Origin of the sequence: Shouchella clausii (assembly GCF_002250115.1) — a bacterium.
Taxonomy (GTDB): domain Bacteria; phylum Bacillota; class Bacilli; order Bacillales; family Bacillaceae_D; genus Shouchella; species Shouchella clausii.
In genome coordinates, this window is the sequence record NZ_CP019985.1 from 1722327 (window position 1) to 1745853 (window position 23527).

At 43.9% G+C, this 23527-nt stretch carries 25 protein-coding genes and 1 pseudogene; 20 read left to right on the plus strand and 6 right to left on the minus strand.

The window, feature by feature from the left end:
- Nucleotides 1-13: 13 nt before the first annotated feature.
- The 12 genes and pseudogenes from BC8716_RS08320 (at nucleotide 14) to BC8716_RS08370 (ending at nucleotide 8636) form a co-directional block, all read left to right on the plus strand.
- Complete coding sequence (locus tag BC8716_RS08320; protein WP_094424780.1) at nucleotides 14-337, plus strand: PTS fructose transporter subunit IIB; 324 nt, start codon at nucleotides 14-16, stop codon at nucleotides 335-337.
- On the plus strand, nucleotides 337-1446 hold the full coding sequence (locus BC8716_RS08325) for a PTS fructose transporter subunit IIC (protein WP_094424782.1): 1110 nt from the start codon (nucleotides 337-339) through the stop codon (nucleotides 1444-1446). Before BC8716_RS08320 ends, BC8716_RS08325 begins: the two co-directional genes overlap by 1 nt.
- Nucleotides 1447-1461: 15 nt before the next feature.
- Complete coding sequence (locus tag BC8716_RS08330) at nucleotides 1462-2007, plus strand: D-lyxose/D-mannose family sugar isomerase (RefSeq protein WP_094424784.1); 546 nt, start codon at nucleotides 1462-1464, stop codon at nucleotides 2005-2007.
- A 69-nt stretch (nucleotides 2008-2076) separates the two neighbouring features.
- A complete protein-coding gene (locus tag BC8716_RS08335; protein ID WP_094424786.1) occupies nucleotides 2077-3084 on the plus strand; it encodes a dihydroxyacetone kinase subunit DhaK in 1008 nt (335 codons plus the stop codon).
- Complete coding sequence (dhaL, locus tag BC8716_RS22465) at nucleotides 3084-3725, plus strand: dihydroxyacetone kinase subunit DhaL (RefSeq protein WP_169715925.1); 642 nt, start codon at nucleotides 3084-3086, stop codon at nucleotides 3723-3725. The genes BC8716_RS08335 and dhaL overlap by 1 nt, the downstream gene beginning before the upstream one ends.
- A complete protein-coding gene (locus BC8716_RS22470; RefSeq protein WP_169715926.1) occupies nucleotides 3722-4177 on the plus strand; it encodes an RpiB/LacA/LacB family sugar-phosphate isomerase in 456 nt (151 codons plus the stop codon). Before dhaL ends, BC8716_RS22470 begins: the two co-directional genes overlap by 4 nt.
- Before the next feature lies 1 nt (nucleotide 4178).
- Nucleotides 4179-4955: a triose-phosphate isomerase gene (tpiA, locus tag BC8716_RS08345; RefSeq protein ID WP_094424788.1), complete on the plus strand. Its 777-nt coding sequence runs from the start codon at nucleotides 4179-4181 to the stop codon at nucleotides 4953-4955.
- Between the two features lie 240 nt (nucleotides 4956-5195).
- The gene (locus BC8716_RS08350) at nucleotides 5196-5708 is read left to right on the plus strand and encodes a hypothetical protein (protein ID WP_094424790.1); all 513 of its coding nucleotides are present in this window, start codon (nucleotides 5196-5198) and stop codon (nucleotides 5706-5708) included.
- Nucleotides 5709-6121: 413 nt separating this feature from the next.
- On the plus strand, nucleotides 6122-6451 hold the full coding sequence (locus tag BC8716_RS22985) for a hypothetical protein (RefSeq protein ID WP_094424792.1): 330 nt from the start codon (nucleotides 6122-6124) through the stop codon (nucleotides 6449-6451).
- A pseudogene (locus BC8716_RS08360) lies at nucleotides 6448-6660 on the plus strand (DUF6262 family protein); the annotation flags it as partial. The gene BC8716_RS22985 and the pseudogene BC8716_RS08360, both read left to right, overlap by 4 nt.
- 211 nt (nucleotides 6661-6871) lie before the next feature.
- Complete coding sequence (locus BC8716_RS08365; RefSeq protein WP_094424796.1) at nucleotides 6872-7384, plus strand: GNAT family N-acetyltransferase; 513 nt, start codon at nucleotides 6872-6874, stop codon at nucleotides 7382-7384.
- 427 nt (nucleotides 7385-7811) lie between these two features.
- Nucleotides 7812-8636, plus strand: a complete 825-nt coding sequence (locus BC8716_RS08370; protein WP_094424798.1) for an AraC family transcriptional regulator — start codon at nucleotides 7812-7814, stop codon at nucleotides 8634-8636.
- Between the two features lie 306 nt (nucleotides 8637-8942).
- Here the strand turns inward: BC8716_RS08370 and BC8716_RS22990 are convergent, their stop codons facing one another.
- Both BC8716_RS22990 and uvrA read right to left on the minus strand, forming a co-directional pair.
- A complete protein-coding gene (locus BC8716_RS22990) occupies nucleotides 8943-9029 on the minus strand; it encodes a putative holin-like toxin (RefSeq protein ID WP_220557514.1) in 87 nt (28 codons plus the stop codon).
- Between the two features lie 261 nt (nucleotides 9030-9290).
- Nucleotides 9291-11732 carry an excinuclease ABC subunit UvrA gene (gene uvrA, locus BC8716_RS08375; RefSeq protein ID WP_094424800.1) on the minus strand — a complete coding sequence of 814 codons (2442 nt, stop codon included), beginning with the start codon at nucleotides 11730-11732 and terminating at the stop codon, nucleotides 9291-9293.
- Nucleotides 11733-11945: 213 nt separating this feature from the next.
- Between uvrA and BC8716_RS08380 the strand changes: the two genes are divergently transcribed.
- Nucleotides 11946-12677, plus strand: coding sequence for a MerR family transcriptional regulator (locus BC8716_RS08380; RefSeq protein WP_094424802.1), 732 nt, complete (start codon nucleotides 11946-11948; stop codon nucleotides 12675-12677).
- Nucleotides 12678-12855: 178 nt separating this feature from the next.
- On the opposite strand, the gene BC8716_RS08385 is transcribed toward BC8716_RS08380, so the two are convergent.
- From BC8716_RS08385 to BC8716_RS08395, 3 genes are read right to left on the minus strand one after another with little or no spacing between them, the layout of a single operon-like run.
- A complete protein-coding gene (locus tag BC8716_RS08385; RefSeq protein ID WP_062745172.1) occupies nucleotides 12856-13722 on the minus strand; it encodes a carbohydrate ABC transporter permease in 867 nt (288 codons plus the stop codon).
- Between the two features lie 17 nt (nucleotides 13723-13739).
- Nucleotides 13740-14678 (minus strand): carbohydrate ABC transporter permease, encoded by a 939-nt coding sequence (locus BC8716_RS08390; RefSeq protein ID WP_062745173.1) that lies wholly within the window; start codon nucleotides 14676-14678, stop codon nucleotides 13740-13742.
- A gap of 12 nt (nucleotides 14679-14690) precedes the next feature.
- The gene (locus tag BC8716_RS08395) at nucleotides 14691-16019 is read right to left on the minus strand and encodes an ABC transporter substrate-binding protein (protein WP_094424804.1); all 1329 of its coding nucleotides are present in this window, start codon (nucleotides 16017-16019) and stop codon (nucleotides 14691-14693) included.
- Between the two features lie 270 nt (nucleotides 16020-16289).
- Here BC8716_RS08395 and pxpB point away from each other — a divergent pair, with 270 nt between their 5' ends.
- The 6 genes from pxpB to BC8716_RS08430 all read left to right on the plus strand — a co-directional run bounded on the left by pxpB (nucleotide 16290) and on the right by BC8716_RS08430 (nucleotide 22144).
- Nucleotides 16290-17015: a 5-oxoprolinase subunit PxpB gene (gene pxpB, locus BC8716_RS08400; protein ID WP_094424806.1), complete on the plus strand. Its 726-nt coding sequence runs from the start codon at nucleotides 16290-16292 to the stop codon at nucleotides 17013-17015.
- On the plus strand, nucleotides 17012-18028 hold the full coding sequence (locus BC8716_RS08405; RefSeq protein ID WP_094424808.1) for a 5-oxoprolinase subunit C family protein: 1017 nt from the start codon (nucleotides 17012-17014) through the stop codon (nucleotides 18026-18028). Before pxpB ends, BC8716_RS08405 begins: the two co-directional genes overlap by 4 nt.
- A 128-nt stretch (nucleotides 18029-18156) precedes the next feature.
- Nucleotides 18157-19368, plus strand: coding sequence for an NRAMP family divalent metal transporter (locus BC8716_RS08410; protein ID WP_094424810.1), 1212 nt, complete (start codon nucleotides 18157-18159; stop codon nucleotides 19366-19368).
- A 13-nt stretch (nucleotides 19369-19381) separates the two neighbouring features.
- Entirely contained in the window at nucleotides 19382-20143 is a 762-nt protein-coding gene (locus BC8716_RS08415; protein WP_094424812.1) for a LamB/YcsF family protein, read from the plus strand.
- A 577-nt stretch (nucleotides 20144-20720) separates the two neighbouring features.
- Nucleotides 20721-20981 (plus strand): hypothetical protein, encoded by a 261-nt coding sequence (locus BC8716_RS08425; protein WP_094424816.1) that lies wholly within the window; start codon nucleotides 20721-20723, stop codon nucleotides 20979-20981.
- 44 nt (nucleotides 20982-21025) lie between these two features.
- Nucleotides 21026-22144: an NAD(P)/FAD-dependent oxidoreductase gene (locus tag BC8716_RS08430; protein WP_094424818.1), complete on the plus strand. Its 1119-nt coding sequence runs from the start codon at nucleotides 21026-21028 to the stop codon at nucleotides 22142-22144.
- Here the strand turns inward: BC8716_RS08430 and BC8716_RS08435 are convergent.
- Entirely contained in the window at nucleotides 22141-22509 is a 369-nt protein-coding gene (locus tag BC8716_RS08435; protein WP_094424820.1) for a MerR family transcriptional regulator, read from the minus strand. The genes BC8716_RS08430 and BC8716_RS08435 overlap by 4 nt on opposite strands.
- A gap of 108 nt (nucleotides 22510-22617) precedes the next feature.
- On the opposite strand from BC8716_RS08435, the gene BC8716_RS08440 reads away from it, so the two are divergent.
- Complete coding sequence (locus tag BC8716_RS08440) at nucleotides 22618-23256, plus strand: nitroreductase family protein (protein WP_094424822.1); 639 nt, start codon at nucleotides 22618-22620, stop codon at nucleotides 23254-23256.
- Nucleotides 23257-23527: the final 271 nt, after the last annotated feature.

Sequence of the window (23527 nt, forward strand, 5' to 3'; positions counted from 1 at the left end):
AGGAGATGTCAGGATGAATATTGTTGGAATTGCGGCGTGTACGGCAGGAATTGCACATACGTATATTGCTCGTGAAAAATTAGTTTCAGCAGCTGAAAAAGCGGGTCATCGCATCCATATTGAAACACAAGGAACCATTGGTGTACAAGATGAGCTCCCACAGGAATTGATTGATCAAGCGGACGTGGCCATTATTGCTGCTGATGTGAAGGTGGGTGGCAAAGATCGATTTAAGCATATACGAATTATTGAAGTTCCTACAGAAGTGGTGATTAAGTCGCCTAATAAGTTTATTAAAAAGGTTGAAGAGGTTATGCAAAAGGGAGCTGATGCATAATGGCAGAGCAAACTTCAGGCAAATTATTGACTAATCTGAAGCAACATGCACTAACAGCCATCTCATACTTAATTCCAGTTGTTGTTAGTGGGGGATTTCTGTTAGCAATTGGCAGTCTTTTTGGTGGACAAACCATTGAGAATATCCAGGATTCTTTTGGATTTTTTGACACGATGTACACGATGGGTGGACTTATTCTAGGAATGCTACCCGTCGTCATTGCTACTGGGATTGCCTTCTCCATTGCAGATAAACCTGGTATTGCTCCAGGCTTTCTCGTCGGTTTAGTGGCAATTAATATGAATTCTGGTTTTATTGGAGGATTTGTCGGTGGTTTTATCGCTGGTTATATTGCGAAATTTTTAAAGGATAAGATGAAGGTTCCCCAATGGGCAGAAGGCCTTAAACCGATGCTGTTGATTCCATTTGTGGCGTCATTAGCGGTGGGAATCATTATGTATTATGTCTTAGGAACACCTATTTCCATTTTGACCGATGCATTAAATAATTACCTTTTGGGCTTAGATACAAGCCAAAAACTATTTTTTGGCTTGATTATCGGGATTTTATCTAGTGTTGATTATGGTGGGCCAATTAATAAAGTCGTCTTTGCCTTTTTGCTGTCACTTCAATCAGAGGGCATCAATGAACCAATGGCCGTGTTAATGCTAGCATCCATGGTTACCCCATTTGGAATGACAATAGCGTATTATATGCAAAAAGTCTTCGGCAAAAATATTTACGTGCGAATGGAAGTGGAAACCCTTAAAACTGCATTTCCTATGGGGGTTTGTATGATTACGGAAGGCTGTTATCCGATTATTTTCAATGATTTATGGCGCTGTGTTGTTTCAACAGCTATTGGGGGAGCTATTGGAGGTGCGATGAGTATGTATTTAGCTGCAGCATCTCCAGTTCCGCATGGTGGCTTATTTGCAATGGTCACAATGACCAATCCATTCGCTTGGTTTGCTTCCTTGCTAGTAGGCTCATTGGCTACCGCCATTGTTTTATATGTACTGAAAAAGCCAGTATCATTAGACGATGTAAAAGAGCTGACAGAAGAGGATGAGCGAGAAATTGATATTAAAGAGTTGAAAATTACCTAATTGGAGGAAGCAAGAATGGCGATAGTATCGAATGCGTATAAAGAACGTGTAAAAGAAATCTTTCAAAAATCACAAATTGTTTTAACAGAGCAGGAGCTAGCAAGCATTGATTATGCTGAATTTGGATTAGACAATATTGAAGAAGAAGGATTAAATTTAATTTTATATGTAAACAACGATCGTTACTGTGCAAAGGAGATGGCGCTATTACCAAACCAGGCTTGCCCAGAGCATTGGCATCCTGATTTGGAAAATCGAGAAGGGAAGCAAGAGACCTTCCGGTGTCGTTGGGGAGAGGTATACCTGTATGTTGAATCAGATAAAGAGCTTGTGCCAGAGGAAATAAGTGTTTCGATTCCTGAAAAGAATAAGCCGTATTATACAGCAAGTAAAGAAATTCATTTAAAGGCTGGTGAGCAATATACGATTGCTCCGCGCACAAAACATTGGTTTAAAGCGGGAAAAGAAGGCGCTGTAATCAGCGAGTTTTCTTCACCAAGTTTTGATGAATTTGATTTGTTCACAAATCCACATGTAAAGAGAGACATTAGAGATAGATAATTTCTGAATTGGGTGAAAACACCTTTACTAAGGTGTTTTCGAAACTTTATAAGACAAGGAGGGGACTCAGTGAAGAAAATTTTAAATCAACGAGAAACGATCATTTTTGATATGTTAAACGGCTTTATCAAAGCAGAAAGAGATCATATTGCTGTATCGAAAGAACATGATCGAGTATTGTATCGAAAAGAAAAGCAAGAAGGAAAAGTGGGCATTGTCCTTGGTGGCGGGAGTGGTCACGAACCATTGTTTTTTGGACTTTTAGGGAAAAACTTAGCCGATGCTGTGGCTGTAGGGAATGTGTTTGCCGCACCCACACCACAAACCGTTTTGGCAGCGATCCATGAAGCGAATCAAGGGTCAGGGGTCATCTGCCTGTTTGGAAACTATGCAGGCGACGTCCTGAATTTTGATTTGGCCAAGGAAATGGCAGATTCTGACGGGATTGCTGTAGTGAATGTGGCAATTAGTGATGATATAGCTTCTGCTCCAAAGGAATATGGGGCGGACCGTAGGGGAATAGCTGGCGATTTATTTGTAATAAAGGAAGTAGCTGCAGCAGCTGCTAAAGGATACTCATTAGAGCGGTGTCAACGAATTGCCGAAGAATGCAATCAGCGAACATATTCAATCGGCGTAGGGATTAAACCAGGTACAAATCCACTCAATGGAAAGCCAAGTTTTACATTGAACGCTGATGAAATTGAATTTGGTTTAGGGATCCATGGTGAACCTGGGATAGAAAAAATGCCTATTTTTTCAGCTGAAGAGCTCGTTAAACGGATGTATTCGCTTTTTGATGAAGAGATCACGGTTTATTCGGAAAAAGAAGTGATCGTCTGTGTAAATGGTTTAGGTTCAACGACTTTAATGGAGTTGTATATTATCACGAATGAGTTTATTGATCTTTTGGAAGACAATGAATTTCTAGTGTTAGATACGGTTGTTGGTAACTTTTGTACGACTCAGGAAATGGCTGGCTTTTCACTCACTGTTCAAATATTGACAGAAGAAATAAAAGAACTCTATCAAATGGAAGCGATGAGTCCCCATTACTTTCATAAGGAGAGCTATTAATGTGCAATCAGTTAACAATGGAGCAAGTTAAAGATATGCTGCTTCGTATTGCAGACGTATTGATTCAAAAAGAAGACGAGCTAGGAGAGATTGATCGACAGATAGGTGATGGCGATCATGGAGCCGGAATGGCTACTGGTGCCCGAGCGATTCAAAAAGAACTAGAAGAGCTGGAAATCACAAGTGTGAACCAAGTTTTTCAGAAATCAGGTACGGCGATGATGGAATCCATGGGTGGTGCTTCTGGTGTGCTGTTTAGTAGCTTATTTTTAGCCTTAGGAAAAATAAGGCCTGAAGCTTCTGAAATAGACGTGGCAAGCTTTTCCGAAGGAGTCCGTCAAGCTGTTAATGATATAAAAATAAGAGGCAGAGCCAGTCTCGGAGACAAAACAATGCTTGATGCGTTAGAGCCTGCAAGCGCGGCCTTGACAGAATATAAAAACGCGACTTTTGTAGAAGCTTTGGCAGCTGCCAAAAGTGCAGCACAACAGGGAGTGGAAAAGACCAAAGGTTATGTTGCTAAATTTGGGCGAGCTAAGTTTTTAGGAGAGCGTTCGCTTGGTTATCAAGACGCAGGCGCAACTTCTATCGCTATTATGATGGATGAAATGTATCAATTTGTAAGGGAGGAATTCAAATGAAAATAGGATTTGGGGCAGATCATAATGCTTTTCATTTTAAAGAAGAATTATTAGCCTACGTCAAAGAGTTAGGCTATGAAGTCGTTGACTTTGGTGCATATAGTGAAGAAGATATTGATTATCCTAATATTGCTTTTCAAGTATCGAAGGCCATTAAAGACAAAGTAATTGATCGAGGGATTTTGTGCTGTGGTACAGGAATTGGGATGGCGATTGCTGCGAATAAAGTTTCAGGAATTCGTGCAGCTCAAATTTTTGAGTCGTATGGCGCGCAGAGAGCTCAATTAAGCAACAATGCACAGATTATTACCTTTGGTGCATTTGTGCAAGGCATTGCCTCCGCAAAAGAACTTGCCAAAGAGTATTTAGCCAACGGCTTTCAATCAGGGACAGGTTCAGAACGGAAGATCAATCAGATCTGTCAATATGAGCAACAAACTCACGGTGAGTAAGATGGATAGAAAACCGGTCGTTGGGATCAGTTTAAAAATTTATATGAATACGGTAGCAAAGACACGAGCGTATGTACAGCAAGTGAAAGTGCTTTGCCAAGAGATATCGAAGTTAGAGGTTTTTATCTTTCCAAGTTTAGGCACGATACCTTGCGTTGCAGAGTTATTAAAGAATACTAATATCGGTTATGGAGCACAGAATATTGCCCCTGTCGCCAATGGAGCGTTTACAGGAGAGTATTCGATTGAATCTTTATTGGAATGTGGTGGCACTTTGGTGGAATTGGGTCATGCAGAGCGGCGAGCAAACTTTAATGAAACAGATGAAATGATTAACCAGAAGGCACGCTTGGTGCTTGAACACGGAATGACACCCGTTTTATGTATTGGAGAATCAATCGAGCAAAAAGAAAGCGTCAGAGATCATTTACGACAACAATTAGTATCCAACTTAACGGCAATTGATTCAGCAAAGCTTGAAAATGTCATTATAGCTTATGAACCAATTTGGTCGATTGGTCAGGCGGAAGCAGCAGCTCCAGAATATGTTCATAAGATTCATAAAATGATTCGACAATTGCTTTATGAATTGTATGGACAAAAGGTTTCAGAGAAAGTTCGCATCATCTATGGTGGTTCCGTGAGTAAAGTTAATGCGGGTGCTATTATAGCCGATGAAAATGTCGATGGTGTATTTGTTGGTCGATTTGGACATGAACCAGACAATTTCAAGGAAATTATTGAAGTCGTAGCAAGAAATAAACGAGCGAGTAAATAGTAGTAAATTTATAAGGTTCTAAAATAAACCAAGACATCCGCTCACTCTTCACAACGATGAGTAAACGGATGTCTGTTTTTATATGTGGAATTTATAGGCTGCTAAAGCGGCAATAGACAAGATGTCAATTTCTGTGAATGAAAATCAGAAAGATTGAAATAGCATCGGGGCAGCCAATCTGTTTAGGCACGTGTATAATAGAAGGAACGGATGATAACTTTTTGCAAAGAGGTCTTGTCGATGAATTCATTTTTTAAACGTGTGCGGCTTGCAGTTCGACTTCCGCAAAAACAGGCGGCGTTCCAACTGAACAAAGAACGGATCGGCGTCCCGTTTTTATATGTTGGTTTGCTGTCAGCCCTTGTCTGTATCCCATTGTCGATTGAGACATTTTTACAGTCAGAAGGAATTATTGCCGATTTGGCGTTGCCTATGTTTCTTGTCTATTTTGTGTTTGTGTATTTTCCGTTATTTACCCTTTCTGTTTACAGCCTTTTAGCGGCTGTGACAGCATTGGCCAGGGCGATCGCGCTAGCAGCTAAACGGAAATTAACATTTTTAATGCTTTATAAAATTGCTTGCTTTGCGGCAACGTTGCCGATCCTTGGTTACGGTGCTTGCTTGCTCGTAAATGAGGCATTGGCTGAAACCTGGGTTGGAATCAGCATCGTGTTTATACTAGTGCTTTTGATCCGGCTCCTGTTCCATTATCCACAGGCGAATAAAAGCAAGTTACATAAACAAACGAAATAAAAGCGTGTGAGCGGTAAAAAACTAACGTAAGTGAGGTGAAGAGTGATCGAACGTAAGCCAATGATTCTCGTACTGATTGGATTCATAGGGGTTGTCCTATTTGCCGTAGGTATTTTCTTTAGTTCTAACAGTGTGGGAGCAATTATAGGGATAACAGGAGCATTCTCTCTTTCGTATAGTGCGTACAAACTAACTTCAGGATTAATGAAGAATAAAGTATAAAAAGGAAGGCACATGATCAAATTGACTATATTCCTGATCATGTATTAGAGCAATTATTTCAAAATATTGACACTTTACATCCCGATGTCCAACCGGTAGTATGGATTGTTTTTAAGACAGGGTTTCGTATCTCAGATGTATTAGGCTTAAAGCAAGATTGTTTAGCAAAGTTAAACGGGAAATATCAAATAGTGACCGATATCGAAAAACCTTTGTCAGAGGACATTCTTGCAAGATTGAATGGGAACTGCCCCTATGCAGAGAAGCCTTCTTGCTTAACTTGTAATGGTGGTAAACCATGGAAAGATTTAGCTGTGGGTTTATCAGAAATGGACGCTGCTAAATACGAGATCCATATACAGTCGACATCTAAAATGATTGAAGTTGCCCGGCAATATGGTCGGGAAGAGATCCTAGAGAAAAATCAAAAAAATCTTGAAAGATCACAAGACATATACAACACGATTAAACATGGTTGGACGATTAGAACGGGTAAAACGAAAGCAAGGTATTACAAATGACTGAATATGACCGTAAAGAGCATTTAAAACGGCTTCATGAGGAAAGAAAAGACAACACTCGTAAAAAAATTGATAATGCGATTCAAAAGCTCATACGAGCCAATAGTAACATTAACTTTAATAGTGTTGCGGAAGAAGCAGGAATTAGCAAAGCTACCTTATATAACAATCCAGAAATTAGAAAGCGAATCGAATCGCTACGGGAGCAGTTAAAATTTGCTTATGCAGAGGTTTATAAAAAAATCTAATGGTACTCCGCTCCCTACATGTTAAACAGTCGGGCCATTATCTTGATTAACAGGCAAATTCCTTCTACAGCTAACGGAGCAGTTTAGTTAAACATCAATATTATTAAATAGAGGATTTTTAGCTTTCGTAAAGAGAGAGTACATAAATAAGTAGTGAGGGGATGAAGAAAATTTGGAAGCAAGTAACCTTATCATTCAGATAAAGCCTTGGGAAGATAATGACCTTGATTTACTTTTTCGTATAAACGCTCCAGAAATGATGCAGCATCTTGGCGGTCCAGAGAGTAAAGAACAGATTTTGAAACGACATAAACGATATCTTGAGCTTGGTAATAAAGGACGTATGTACAGCATTATATTGTTACCAGAATTAGAACCAGTGGGCTCTGTAGGTTATTGGCAAACTACTTGGAATAATGAAAGTGTATATGAAACTGGATGGAGCATTCTACCCTCTTATCAAGGGAAAGGAATAGCTACAAAAGCAGTAAAGTTAGCAATAGAAGAAGCATCTCGTGAGAACAAATATGAATACATTCACGCATTCCCATCGATTGATAATCCTGCTTCTAATGCAATTTGTCGGAAGCTTGACTTTCAGTTTATCTCTGAATGCGAATTCGAATATCCTCCAGGAAGCTTTATGCGGTGCAATAATTGGCGTTATAACTTAATTGGGCAATAGCTGATTTTTCAGTTCATAATTTTTTAAAATTGTGAAGAAATGTACTTAAGCTAAACGGGTGCAATAATTCAAGAAGGGTGTTTTTACACATCCCCCGAAAAGGGGAATAAGGAGTGCTCCACTAAAATCTCCCCAAAGTACTCCTTGCATATTGTTTACTCTGTTTCAGATATCAATTTTGACTGAGCCAATTCGTGAATAATTACATCGAAAGGGTGGTACCTTTACTATCCAAATATTTATCTGTAACGGCAATCGATGTCTGAAGCCCTGTAGCGAATAAAAGCAAGTTACATAAACAAACGAAATTAAAGCTTACAAAACGTTGGCTGTGTTTGTATAGACACATCCTACAAATAAGAACAGGTTTTATCGGATCATTGAATGATCATCTTGTTATCCTTAAAAGCGAAAGGAGGTCTTTCAAATGGATTTGCTTGAAAAGATGAACGCAGTAGTAAGCTATGTCGAAAACCATCTAGATGAAGAGATCAATTATGGAGAGGTTGCAAAGATCGCTTGCTTTTCTGAACATCATTTCAAACGAATGTTTTCGTTCATAGCAGGTATATCTTTGTCGGAATATGTTCGTAGAAGACGTTTGACCTTAGCTGCTTTTGATTTAAAAAATAGTGACATGAGGGTGATTGATGTAGCCATGAAGTATGGGTACAAATCGCCGGATTCATTTTCAAGGGCATTTCAAACGCTACACGAAGTAACTCCTAATACAGTCAAAAATTCTGACGTCTCATTAAAAGCTTATCCTCGGATGACCTTCCAAATAGCTATTAAGGGAGATGTTGAAATGAATTACAGATTTGTTGAGAAAGAAGCTTTTACTGTTGTGGGAAAAAAAGAAACGGTAGCGTCTAGTGGGACCGAATTCAATCCAAAATTGTGGGAGCACCTCGAAGAGATCGAAGAAAAAATTAAGCCATTCGATAATACCTCGTTTTCGGGTATATTACATGTTTCACTGACAAATGAGAATGGCGACGTCGATTACTATGTTGCTACAGCCACTACCAAGCCTTTTCCCAAAGAACTTGAGCAGTTGGAGATATCTCCACAAACGTGGGCGGTATTTCAAGTCGCAGGAGAAATGCCAACCGCATTATTAAAGACATGGGAGCGCGTGTATACAGAGTGGTTCCCTACCTCGGGTTATGAATTAACTAAAGCTCCTGAATTTGTTAAAGGAAACGATACAAAGACAGAAATTTGGGTTCCTGTTAGAAAAAAGAAGTAGGTAGAGTGGGTCTTTGTTTAGCTTATTTAGCAATTGCAATTGTTTAAGATCACAGTTATAAAAGCCCAATTGACATCTGTTGAAAAACGAAGCCGTTTTAATCAAACTTTTTTCAAAGCTCCACCGGTTGAATTTACAACAGGGTTTTCTTTTCCTAAAAAAAAAGGTATACTGATCATAAGAAATGAGTAAAGTAAAAAGACTGAAGGTGCCATCACACCTTCAGTCAAATAATAGCTCGGTTCCCTGCAAGGGGGATCGGCCGATGGAGGAATAATCCACCTGAGCCACTAACTCAAGGGTGGATTATTTTTTATGGTTGTGAAATGACAGCAATGCAACGATCAGTAGCCCGAACGTCAACATAAGGGAAATTCCTTCAAATACTGTCATACAGCAACACCCCCTTTCGTGGGAGTGTGCCGACCACCCTTGAGTAAACCGTTATGCTATTATTCTCAAATTATAGCACGTTTTGCCATTAGTCTCTATTGTTCATAGATTCTTTTAGATACTGTCAGTTAAACATGTTGCATTGAATGGGGTTACCTTTACTATCCAAGTTTCTATCTGTAACGGCAATCGATGTCTGAAGCCCCAAAGCGAACAAAAAAAGAAGCTCACACAGCAAGTGTTGTGAGCTTCTTTTTGATCTTACAGATAAGGAGCCAAAAAGGCGCCAGTAAATGAGCCTTTTTCCTCCGCAATGTCTTGTGGCTTTCCTGTTGCGACGACTTTCCCGCCAGCGTCTCCTCCGCCAGGCCCCATATCAATCACCCAGTCGGATGCGGCAATCAATTCTGTTGTATGTTCGACAACGACGACGGTATTGCCTGCGTCAACGAGCTTTCCAAGTAAAACGAACAAGTTTTCAATATCAGAAGGGTGCAAGCCCGTTGTCGGTTCGTCGAGCAAATAGAGAGTATGGCCTGCCGTATGTCTGGCTAGTTCTTTTGCCAGCTTCAACCGCTGTGCTTCGCCGCCGGAAAGCGTTGTAACTGGCTGGCCCCATTGCAAGTAGCCAAGGCCGACTTCACAAAGGAGCTGGAGCAGCGAAGTTAGTTTTTTTTGGCTGTCAAATAGCGCCAAACTCTCTTCGATCCGTAAGTTTAGCATGTCCGCAATGGTATAGCCGCTAAATGTTACGGCAAGTACGTCCTCTTTAAACCGTTTGCCGTGGCAAACGGGGCATTCTACTTGCACGTGGGAAAGGAAATGCATGTCAACGGCGACTTGGCCAAGTCCTTCGCAACGGTCGCAGCGTCCGCCTGGCGTATTAAATGAAAAGCTTTTTGCGCTTAATCCACGTTCTTTTGCGGCGGGCAATGCAGCAAATAGTTTTCGCAGATAGGCGAACAAGTCCATGTATGTTGCTACGTTTGAACGCTGCATCCGGGAAAGGGGCGCTTGGTCGACGCGAATGATCGCATCAACGTGTTCAAGTCCGCTAATATGTTGGCAGCCTTCAAAATGAGACGGCGTCGCCTCGGCAAGGACATCGAAAACAAGCGACGATTTGCCTGACCCTGAAACGCCTGTGACAGCGGTTAATGTTTGCAATGGAAAAGAGGCGGTGACGTCTTTTAAGTTGTGCTTGTTGGCTTTGTGAATGGTGATTGTTTTCCCATTTCCTGGCCGCTTTGCCCCTTGCAGGCGGCGCTCATGTTTTAAATAGGTCCCTGTAATGGAAGCCGGTTGATTCATTAGCTCGACTAATGTTCCTTGGCCGACGATTTCTCCGCCAAATCGCCCTGCGGCCGGGCCCACGTCAATGACGTGATCCGCTTCAGCAATGACACGTGGATCATGTTCAATAACGAGTACGGTATTGCCTAAGTTGCAGAGCTGCTTCATAATGTCGACCAGCCCATCAGTGTCTTTAGGGTGGAGTCCGGCTGTAGGCTCGTCCAGCAAATACAAGACGCCTGTGAGACCCGAGCCTAGGATTGAGGCAAGGCGAAGCCGTTGAGCTTCTCCGCCTGAAAGTGTAACTGAATTGCGGTCGAGAGACAAATAGCCAAGGCCGACGCGGATCACACGCTCAACTTTGACAGACAAGTCATGGAGAACGGTATGAAGCAACGAGTCATCAGCTTGTTTGTAAAAACGTTGCACGTCGCCAATCCATTGGTGTAGATCATGAATGGAGCTTTTGCAAATGCTAGGCAATGTTCGGCTGCAGACGGTGACTTCCCTTGTTTCCTTTTTTAAGCGCTCGCCTTTGCAGCTTCGGCACTCTTGTAGGATAAAGTAGGCAGCCTCGCCAGATTGCCCGTTCTTTTCTTGGTAGCGGCGCCACATGCCAGTCAGAACACCCTCGAATTTTCCTTTGCTTACGGTTTTAGGTGGTTTTGTATGTGGGAAATGGCGTGCAAACGTGTCGCTTTCTACGCCGTAGAAAAGCAAGTCGAGTTCAGCTTCGCTATATGCGTTGAGCGCTTTATTTCCGCGGATGTCGAGGCCATAATAGCCCCCCGCTGCTTCAAGGATAGCTGTGTAATATTGCCGGACACTATCGTACCAGAAGGTGACAGCGCCTTCTTCAAGGCTTTTGTCCATCTGGAAGACGGCATCTTTGTTGATGTCTGTCACCGTGCCGAGGCCGCTGCATGAAGGGCAGGCGCCGCTTGGTGTATTAAATGAAAACGCTGCTTTTGTTAACGGTTCATGGACACGGGCACAGGCAGGGCAATGGATTGCCTCTTGCTCGTCGACAGGCGGAGGGATCAGTGTTTGACAGTTTAGGCACCGTCTTTCGCCTTTCTTTTGGAAGATGAGACGTAAATACGTATACATGTCCGTCACCGTGCCAACTGTTGAACGAGGATTGCGGTTGGTGCGGTGCTGGTTAACGGCGATGGACGGGGACAGGCCATCGATTGAATCAACATCTGGTTTTTCAAGCGACTCTCCTGATTCTCCGTTTGATTCCATATATTGGCGTTGGCATTCTCGTTGCAACAAATCAAGTGCCAGTGTCGATTTGCCTGATCCAGAGGGGCCAGTGACAACGACAAACTGATGCTTTGGAACATCAAGTGACACGTTCTTTAAGTTATTTTCCCGTGCGCCGCGAATGCGGATCATATCCTTCATGCAAAAACCTCCTTAAATGGTGTGCTCTTTTAGAGGGAGCAAGTTTTATTCTATAACAGTCATGCAAGTGATAATGTTTGAAGAAAGTTTCTCCTATGCGAAGCGATTTGCTGTAAAAAACATTAGGGTAGCACTTTAAGGATTTGTAAGAAGGTTTGCGAGAACGCTGGCCAATTGGTATAGTAAAAACACGAATTTGCAAGGAGGGCGTCAATGAAGCATTACCGGCCAATTGATATTGCGCGTGAACTGAACATTAGCACGAGTGCACTCCGCCATTATGAGTCTTGGGGAATAATTCCACCGCCAGAACGGGCGGCCAATCAGTACCGCCTTTATACGAATGAACATCTCGCTTATTTCCGGTGTCTTCGCGCTATGATTCCTGGTTTTGGTTTTCCGTTGACAGCAAAAGTGCTCTGTGCCGTCCAGGACGGAGACGTGGACAAGGCTTTTTGGCTTGTTAGCGGAGAACAGGCACAGCTTTACAACGAAAAAACGATTGCTGAACAAACGCTTGCCTTGCTCCGCAATCCAGATTTATCGCCAATCGAAGGGAAGAAGTTAAAAAGCCATATGACGATAGGCGAGGCTGCGACACTGACAGAAGTCCCTCCTTCGGCTATCCGCCATTGGGAAAAAGAAGGGCTGATCCATCCAGACCGTCATCCCGAAAATGGCTATCGATTGTTCACTCCCATGCATATCCGCCAAATTTTATTGATTCGTACGATGCGCCGGACCGTCTATTTTCTTGAGAACATAAAAGAAGTGGTTCACGCCCTTGAACATCACAGCATGGAAGAAGCGCAGAAAATGACAGAACAGGCATTGTCTACACTCCACCAACGCAACCGAGACCAATTTTGGGGCATTCAAAAACTAATGGCGCTCTGCCATGAAGTCGGACTCATTAAAGAAGAGTGGAAAAATTTTTATTTTTAGTGTGCGTCGGAAGCCTAGTGTTAAAGGGCTTCACGACTGGCGAATCGAGGAATGTAGATGTTGGAAAAGGAGAAGGCTTGTCGCCTAATGGAATGGTGTTCTATTAATATCGAATTGCTTAAAAAAGCAGGGGAGAGCGATTGGCCGAAACGGTAAGGCCAACTCTCTCCCTGAATCATTACCCTTTTGTCCCTGAAATCACGACACCTTGGATAAAGTATTTTTGCGCCAAGAAGAACAAAACGAGCGGCGGTATGACGGCCATCACTGAGGCGGCCATCAAAAGCTGCCATGGTGTTGCTGCATAAGCAGCGGTGAAATTGGCGAGCCCTAATGAAAGCGGATACAAATCTTGCGTGTTCAAATAAATGAGCGGTCCGATCAAGTCATTCCAGCGAAACATAAATTCAAGAATGGCAGCCGTAGCCATTGCCGGAAACGACAGCGGCAAAATGATGCGGAAAAAAATCGTAAAGTAGCCGCCGCCGTCGATAGTGACAGCTTCATCTAGTTCTTTTGGCAATCCCATATAAAACTGGCGCAACAAAAAGATTAAAAAAGCGCTGCCGGCTAGCATTGGAACGGTTAATGGCAAGTAAGAGTCGACCCAGCCAATTTTATTGAACAGCAAGTATTGTGGAATCATCGTCACTTGTGGCGGCAGCATCATCGTGCTCAGCACGATGGCAAATAAAAATGTTTTTCCTCTTGCACGGAAGCGGGCAAAGCCAAAAGCAATGAAGGCAGAGAAGAACACAGTGCCGCAAACGGTGACGATTGTGTACCACGTTGTATTCCATAAATAGGTGCCAAAAGGGTGGTTTTGAAACACTTCGATGTAATTGCTCCAATTCCAGTTATTCGGCAGCAATGACAGTGGCTCTGAAACAATTTGTTCCAGCGATTTCAGCGACGTAAACACCATCCATAATACGGGGAACAAAAAGAAAGCAAGGCCAAGGGCTAATGCAGCGTAAGTGAAGACTTTACCGGCGGTGGACAGCTCCCCAGGCGCGTAATTGGTTTTGCGAAAGATTCCTTTCATCAAAAAGCCTCCTTTCCTTACTTGTCATATTCATAGTGGACCGATTTTCTTGACACATAGAGGGACAAGAACGTCAACGCGAAAATGATTAAAAACAAAATCCATGCTTGTGCAGACGCGTAGCCGATACGATTTTGGAAAAAGGCGGTTTCAAACAGATAGTAGACGTAAAAGTAAGACATCCAGTCGGGGCCGCCATCTGTGATGACGTAAGCTTGAGTGAAAATTTGAAAGGAAGAAATGAGCGCGATGATGCCGTTAAAAAGAATCACAGGCGATATGAGCGGCACAGTGATATTGCGGAACCGCCGCCATGCTCCGGCCCCGTCAATGGCCGCCGCTTCGTACAATTCTTTTGGCAGTTGTTGAAGGCTCGCTAGAAAAATAATCATGGTACTGCCGACTGCTGTCAGCTGCATGAGCACGAAGGAAGGAATGACGGTATAAGGGTCGGTAAACCAGCCAGGCCCTTGAATGCCGAATAGTTCATAGAGAATGGAATTGACGATGCCAAATTGCGGGTTTAAAATCCACATCCATAAAAAAGCGACGGAGACGCCAGAAATAATCGAAGGGGCATAAAAAAATGTGCGGAAAAATGCTTGCCCCTTTATTTTCATGTTTAGAAGCATCGCCAGTCCCAGTCCGACGATCATCGTAAATGGAATGGCGAGCGCTGCGTAAGCGAATGTCACAAACAGCGATCGGTAAAAGAGCGGGTCGGAAAAAAGGTTGATAAAGTTTTGCAAGCCGACAAAAGTGGCTGTGTCCATGATGGCATAATCGGTAAAACTAAAGTACAGCGATGCAAGAATAGGCCCGCCAATAAAAAGTAAAAAGCCGACGAGCCAAGGGGAAATAAACAGCCAAAAATACTTTTCTTCACGCCGTGCCCCAATCGATACGGTTTTGTTTGCTGACTTTGACAACGCTCTTGGATAAGTTGGTTGTGCCACGATCATCCCTCCTTAATAAGTTAGCGCCTTTAAATTGTTCTGAAGCTCTTCAAGTCCTTCCTCTACGCCTTTGCGCCGGTCGTAAATAGCATTAACGGTCATGTTTTGGTGCTTCATGATAGGCGCAAAATTAGAAATTAAGTGGTTGTCTGTCGGGCGCCCGTATTTGAGTGCGCCTTCATCTGCTTTGCGCAAATCATCCACTGAAATGCCTGTTCGCTCGGAAATCAGTTCATACCAAAGTTCTTTCAACTCGCTATGAGCGGGGCTTTCTAACGTCATTTCGACCATCCATTTGGCAGCTTTGTCTGGGTCCATTAAAAATTTGAGGAATTCCCATGCTTCCTCTGGATGCTTACTGCCTTCGCCAATCGACCACGGATCGACGTAAAGGGGAATTTGCCGGTCTTCGTTCGTATAAGGATAAGCTGCAAGCCCCCAGTTTAAGTCAGTATTGGCGTATTGGCGTGTCCCCCAACCGCCTTTCATGACCATGCCGACGCGCCCGCTTAAAAATGGGTCACTTAGTTGCGCAAGCGCGGCCACCTCGCTTTGCGGCGGCATCACTTCGTGTTCGTTAATCAAATCGTACCGTGCTTGGATGGCTTCGTAATTGCGCGGGTTTGTTGTCACAGTCGGCTCGACTAGTTCTCCTGTTTCATAGGTTTCCTGAGCGAATAAGTCGCCGCCAAACATCCATGCATCCCGGTTAGGGGAATTGTCATTCAAAATCCCATAAACGCGCTGGGTCGGCGGCAGATCGTTGTTCGTAATCGCTTTTGCTGCTTCAATCATCGCCTCCCAGTCCCAGCTTTTATCTTCCCAATCCGTCGGCGGCGGTTCAATGCCAGCCGCATCAAACAAGTCACGATTGTAGTAAAGAAAAGAGCCCATCGATAGGATCGGTAGCCCAAAAGTCCCTTCCTCTGTCCGGTAAATATCCAACAATGTTTCGTCAATGCCTTCTACCACTTCTGGATCTTGCTCGATATAAGGCGTTAAATCTTTTAAAGCACCTAGCTTATGGTAACCACCAAAGCCAGAATCCGCCCAGTTTGGCGACCAAACGTCTGGAACATTGCCGCCAGCAATCATTGTTTGCAACTTTTGGTCAATTTCCCCTTGGGGAATCGTCTGTAAGCGGACTTTAATTCCAGGATGCTCTTTTTCAAACTCTTCAATGACCCGGTGCTCCCATTCAATTAAGTTTGGGTCGCTGCGGACAAGCCATGTTAGTTCGACTTCGTTTGTTGTCACTGTCTCTTCATTCGCACAGCTTCCAGTGGCCAGCAACGGCAGCAGCAACGGCACAATAAGCAGCGGTTTAACCGATCTTTTCATGAAAGTCCCTCCTTAGTTAATTGTAAACGCTTACAATGCTGTGTAAATGGTTCGCTTTCCTTTTGCTAAATCCTTCCTTGTTGCTACACAATCCTTAAACGGATGACTTCATTATTTATATGCGTCGAGGTTGTCTGTTGATGTTAAATAAACAAGTTCAGACATCGTTTCATTTGGCTGAATCGCTTTTTTGCTGAGGGAATGAATGATATACTATTTTGAAACATCTGTGAATGCGAGGCGCCGCCGCAAATGAGGGAGTGAGAGCATATGCGAGGACAACACCTGCAATTTTATCCTTTAAGCGAAGGAGCGTTGACGGTATCGTTTGCCACTGGCATTCATGATACAACCAATACGCAGATTAGGCAGTTGATGAACGATTTGGACAAGCGTCGTTTTCCTGGCTATATTGAAGCAGTCCCAAGTTATACGGGAGTAACAATATTTTTTGACCCTGCCCACGTTGCTGGCGCAGCCATGAAAGGGAGCAGCATTTGTGAAAAAGTGGAATGTTTGCTAAGGGAACGGATTGGTGCTTTAGGGGAAAGCGAACAAGCTTCAACTGGAAAGACGATTGCCATCCCAGTATGCTATGGCGGCGACTATGGGCCAGATTTAGCGGCGGTTGCCGCCCATAATCATTTAAGCGTCGAGGATGTCATCAACAGGCATTGTGCTGGCGACTATCTCGTTTATATGATCGGGTTTGCCCCTGGTTTTCCGTTTCTCGGTGGGATGGACCCGGCCATTTCCGCGCCAAGACGAAAACAGCCGCGAGCCGTGATTCCTGCTGGAACGGTCGGCATTGCCGGTGGCCAGACCGGTGTCTACCCACTAGAAACGCCTGGCGGGTGGCAGCTTATTGGCAGAACGCCGCTTGTATTATTCGACCCTGAGCGCAAACAACCAAGCTTGCTTGCCCCAGGAGATCGCGTCCGGTTTGAGGCGATTTCAGCGAAAACATATGAGCACATGAAAGAGGCGGGACGATGAGCATTTCGATTTTAAAAGGGGGACTGTTGACGACGGTCCAAGATCTTGGCCGCAAAGGTTATCTCCATCAAGGGGTGGTTGAAGGCGGGGCAATGGACAGGCTAGCTCTTCGCAGTGCCAATCTTGCAGTTGGAAATGAAGAAGGCGCGGCTTGCTTAGAAATGACACTTCTCGGCCCTGCGATTCTATTTAAACAAGCGAGTCTCATTTGTGTAGCGGGAAAAGGAATGACCCCCTACATGGAAGGGAAACCATACCCGTTAGGAGCGGCCATTTCTGTCCCTGCCGGCCAAGAGCTTACTTTTAAAACGGCCAGGCAAGGGGCCAGGGCGTATTTAGCGATTGCCGGTGGAATTGATGTGCCTGCTGTTCTAGGAAGCCGGAGTACCTATTTACGCGCCAAGCTTGGTGGATTCGAAGGAAGAAAATTGGAAAAAGGCGATCTCCTTCCGATTGGAAAGGTTGCCGAGCACCTTGCCCCTTTACTAAAGAAAGCAGATAAGCAAGGTTGTCCCCTTGTTTCGAATTGGCATGTGAATGGGTCATTGAGCGATTCGGCAACTTTGAGTGAGACCGTTGTCCGGGCACTTCCTGGCAGCCATTTTTCAATGTTTACAAAAGAGAGCCAAACAAATGTGTTCGACATGTCCTTCACGATTCAAAACAACTCCGACCGAATGGGCTATCGCCTTCAGGGAGAAGCGCCGCTCTTACGTGAAACGAAGGAGGAGTTGTTGTCAGAAGCTGTCACGTTTGGGACCGTGCAAGTGCCACCTGATGGCGAGCCGATTGTACTAATGGCTGACCGGCAGTCAACAGGCGGTTATCCTCGAATGTTGCAAGTTGCTGCTGTTGATTTGCCCAAGCTTGCGCAAATGCGACCAGGGGATACATTTTCTTTTAAAAAAATAACTTTGGAGGAAGCGCAATATTTCTATTTGCAGCAGGAACTGGCGATGCAACAACGAAAGGTTGGAATCGCGCTAAAACAGGCGGAATGGCTTGCACAATAAAACAAGTGAATAAAATAATTGGTAAAGATGACAAACGGCGCTGGCGCCTCCTTGAGAAAGACGTTGTAAGTTGCTGCACATTCATTTGGCAAGTCATCACAAATTTAAATGAAAGGCCCGGTGTTTAAATGGAAAAACGATTATCTGAAAAGGAGCGCAGCCGGTTTTTGCGCGGCGCTATTTTCTTAATGGCTACTTCGGCAATCGGGCCTGCTTTTTTAACGCAGACTGCGAGCTTTACGGAAACATACCTTGCTAGTTTTGCATTTGCGATTTTATTGTCGCTCCTTATTGACATCGGTGTGCAAATGAATATTTGGCGCGTGATTTCGGTTTCAGGCAAGCGTGGACAAGAAATAGCAAACAACTTGTTGCCTGGGCTTGGTTATGTCATTGCCGGTTTAATTTTGTTCGGCGGTTTTGCTTTTAACATTGCCAATATTGGCGGTGCCGCTTTAGGGTTAAATGTTCTTTTTAACTTGCCTTTAAGTGTAGGCGGCCTCATTGCCGCGGCATTAACAATCGGGCTATTTTTAGTTAAGCGCTTTGGCCCGATTATGGACCGTGTCATGCAAATATGTGGTGTAGTGATGCTTGTCATGGTTGGTTTTGTTATGGTACGGACAAGCCCTCCTTATCAAGAAGCGCTTATAAAGGCATTTGTACCCGATGACGCTTTGGCGCTGCTATTGCCAATTGTGACGATTGTTGGCGGGACGGTCGGAGGCTATATTTCTTTTGCCGGCGGGCACCGCCTTATTGATGCCGGGATCACTGGAAAAGAAAACGTCCACTTTGTCGGCAGGGCAGCATCGCTTGGAATTGTCACGACAATCATCATGCGCACATTTTTGTTTCTCGCAGTGCTCGGCGTTGTGTCTGCAGGTTTTAGCCTCGATGCAAGCAATCCAGCGGCAACCGCGTTTTTGGTCGTTCTTGGCGACACGGGCTATTATATGTTCGGACTTGTTCTATTTGTTGCCGCCATTAGTTCTGTCATTGGCTGTGCGTACACAAGCATTTCATTTTTACGTTCATTCCATCCCCTTTTCTCTAAATATAATAGCGTGTTTATTGCCGGATTTATTGCAATCTCGGCTAGCATTTTTTTAACGATCGGTCAGCCGGTTACGTTATTGATCGTAGCTGGTGCCTTAAATGGATTGATTTTGCCAATCGTATTGACGACAATCTTAATTGCCTCTCGCAAAAAAGAAATTGTCGGCGACTATCATCATCCAACGCCATTATTGGTTTTCGGGGTGGTTACCGTACTTGTTACTGGAGTGGCAGGGTACATCGCATTAGAAGGCATCGCTACGTTATGGACTAGCTCATAAGGAGGAGACATTGATGAATGCCATTGATCTAAATAGCGACGTAGGCGAAAGTTACGGCGCCTACACGATAGGGAACGACGATAAAATCATGCCTTACATTTCATCAGCCAACATTGCGTGCGGATTTCATGCAGGCGATGCCCATGTGATGAAGGAAACGGTTTCACGTGCATTGGAACATAGTGTCGCGATTGGCGCACACCCAGGCCTTCCTGACATTGGCGGTTTTGGGCGTAGAAAAATCGATATTTCCCCACAAGAAGGGTATGAACTGGTCGTGTACCAGATTGGCGCTTTATGGGCGATTGCGAAAGCGCAAGGAGGCAAGCTCCATCATGTCAAACCACATGGCGCTTTATACAATATGGCTGCAGCTGACGAGGCACTAGCTGAGGCACTCGCCAACGCTGTTTACGATGTTGACCCAAATTTGGTCTTTTATGGACTTGCTGGAAGCGCCCTTATTGCTGCTGGGAAAAAAGTAGGGTTGAAAACAGCTAGCGAGGTGTTTGCGGATCGCACGTACCAAGCAGATGGCAGCCTAACATCAAGGCGTGTCCCGAACGCTCTAATAACCGATCCAAAAGAAGCGTCTGCACAAGTGTTGCGGATGATACAGGAAGGAAAAGTGCGGACTCAGCAAGGCACCGATGTAGAGATTGACGCACAAACCGTTTGTATTCATGGCGATGGCGCACATGCTGTCGCTTTTGCCGAGGAGCTTAAAGGAGAGCTTGAACGCCATGGCATTGCTGTCAAAGCAGGAAACAGCTAACGGCGAATAAGAGAACAGGCCAACATGAAGAGAAGGGCATGCCATTGGAAAGGCTGCTTTTTTCTTTTTACAGCATGCGGCTTCTTGTAAAAAATGAGCTGCACGGATTTAATAGAGGAACATCCCTCCAACTCCAAAAGTCAGTCAATGAAAATTTTACAGCGTCTGTAACAACTTCTTCGCCAAATCCAATGACAGGCGCATACGTACCTATCCTCTAAGGGGGCTCGTCTGCCGAGCCCCGACTTACATCGACCATTCATCAGAAATCGTTATTCCCCCTAAGGACAGCCCCCATTTGTTAAATCCATCCATCACGATAGGGGTCATGGCAGGTAATAAGGACTTTTCGAATTTAGCTACCGCGTCGCCAATGGCTTGTTATCCCCCTTTAGCACGCGTTTTTCAGTCGGACGGCATCAATTTTCTCAGGGAATAAATGGCTGTTGTCGTTAACAATGGTATTTCCTCAACGCCCTTTCTGGATGAAGTTTAAGAAAATACGCTTGTGTTTACCGAGAATGTTCGAGTATACTTAACAACAAAGCGTAATGATTACGATTTGCGGAGGTGGAAAATGGTGAAACCATTATCCTATAGAAGCCAAGTGAAGAACTTTCTAGATAAGCATATTCAGGAACAAAGGCGTTACAGATTTGTCGTTGATGATTGCTTACATATGATTGATAGTGCCTTTATCATCAATGAAATCATCGATGCCTCCGATGATGAAATTGACGTTCTTCATGAGGTGTTTGAGCAGTTGGAACCTAACGAAGAGTCCATCCATGATTATTTAGAATACATGGCTCAGCTTTATGTCAAAACAAATCGTTAAGTGGATGTATCGAAACCAAGATAAAAAGCACTTTGGAGGGAATTATGGTTCAACATAAACGAATCATTATTGTAGGCGCCGGACCATCTGGAATCGGCCTTGGGATTTTATTAGAAAAATTAGGTTTTGACTCGTATGTCATTTTGGAAGCTGATGTCATCGGCTCATCTTTTCTCCATTGGCCAGCCGAGATGAAACTCATTACGCCTTCTTTTACAGGCCAGGGGTTTGGTGCGCTCGATTTAAATGCGATTACCCCTGGAACGTCTCCTGCTTATTCGTTTCGAAAAGAGCATCTGACAGGCGAAGAGTACAGTGATTATTTAAACTTACTGGCTGATCATTTTCACTTAAATGTGGAAGAAGAACAGGCTGTTTTGAATGTGACGAAAGCCAATGGCATATTTACGTTACAAACTTCACAAGGCACATGGACGTGTGATGCATTAATTTGGGCAACGGGTGAATTCCATTTTCCGAATACAGACGGCATAAAAGGGGCCGAATACGGGCTAAGGAATGGTTTTATTGATTCTTATAAAGAATTAGAAAGAGGCAATCGTGTTGTAATTGGCGGTGGCGAAAGTGGCATGGATGCAGCCTACCATCTATCACAATCTGGCAGCCAGGTAACAGTTTTGTTAGAAGGGCGTTTAAAGGACTTTGCTGCCGATCCGAGCAGGACCATTTCTCCTTATACATTTGAGCGGATTCAGCAAGCAGTAGGCCAAGGGAGCGTTAAATTTGTAGAGAATGTAAAAGTCACAAAGATCGAACAGCAAGGTGGCCAATATGAGGTTTATCTGCGAGATGGGCAAGTTATCTCCACATCGCTGCAACCAATCCTTGCTACGGGCTTTCATTCAGGCGCCAAGCAAATGGAAACGTTCTTTGAATGGAAAGGAAATGGGAAGCCCCAATTAAGTGAGGAAGCAGATGAATCAACACTTGTTAACAATCTGTTTGTAGCGGGGCCAAGCGTCGAACACGACTCCGCTGTTTTTTGCTTTATTTATAAATTTAGGGCAAGGTTTGCTGTGATAATCAAACATTTGCTAACCAAGTGGGGAGAGCAAATAGACGACGATGTGATGTCCGAGTACAGAGACAATCAAATGCTGCTTGAAGATTTATCTTGTTGTGAGGTTGATTGTGAGTGCTAATCCAACTGACCGAACCCTTTTTCACATGAGATATCTGAGGCGAGAATGTCGTAAAGATATTGCTTAGACTGCTCTAATTTCCTTTGTGCTTCTTCGATTTCCTCAATTTTCGCTTTGAGTATCCGAGTATGCTCTTCCTTTGTAAATCCGTTCCGCTCAATCATCGACCTCACTTCACCAATGGAAAAGCCAACTGCTAAGAGCGTTTTGACGACTTGAAGGTGGTGGATGATTGTTTCATCATAATGGCGATAATTATTTTCGTCCCTGGTCACATAATGTTCCGGAACGATGCCCATTTTTTCGTAGTAACGGATGGTCGAGATGGGCAAATTTAACGTTTTGGCGACTTCGCTAATTTTCATGGTTCAATCCCCCTGCTTTTTTCTTGCTATGAAGTATACTTTATAGTTTAGGATTTTTGTAGTGAAGTGCTTAATGCTTCACTAAATCCAGGAAAAGTGGGGATATCCATGTCATCTACGTTAAAAAGCAACGACTTTATGCAAATTATCAAGGGGCGCCGTTCGATTCGGACGTATGACTCGACCTATAAAATACCAAAAGAGGAGCTCCTACGTATCATTGAGGATGCTGCATCCGCTCCATCTTCTGTGAACTTGCAGCCTTGGCGTTTGGTTGTAGTCGATAGTGATGAAGGCAAAGAAAAGCTTCGTCCGCTCGTTAAATTTAACACAAAGCAAAATGATACTTCATCGGCAATGTTGTTAGTGTTTGCGGACTTTAAGTCCCATGAAAATGCCGAGTACATTTTTAATAAAGCGGTGGATGAAGGGAAGATGCCAGCAGAAGTTCGCGACCAGCAATTGGCCGCAATTCAGTCCCTTTACCCAACATTACCGAAAGAACAGATCAACGATGTCATTAAAGTGGATAGTGGCTTGTTTGCGATGCAACTCATGCTCGTCGCAAGAGCATACGGATACGACACAAATCCGATTGGTGGCTTTGAGGCCGATCAATTAGCAGAGGCTTTTGCGTTAGATCCAGAACGTTACACGCCTGTGCTAATTCTTTCAATTGGAAAGGCGGCAGAACAAGGCTATGACTCTGTTCGTTTAAGTCCAGAGCAAATTACTTTTTGGAGATAGAGAAGGGTAGAGGATCCATACCTACACTTGTTTTCAAAGATAAACCACTGCTCGAAAGAAGCACTGTTCTTATGAACAGAGTGCTTCTTTTTTTATCTTATTGCTCCCGGAGATCCAGTAGATCTTGGTGATAGCCTCGGTTTGCTCTCATCTGCCTACATGTTATATTTAAGTAAGGAGAGTTAGTTAGGAAAGGGAGAGCAAAGTGTATAGCCAAACCGAAACGATTCCAACAGGAGGGCGGGCAAGAAACAGGCCAGCTGGAGGGAGC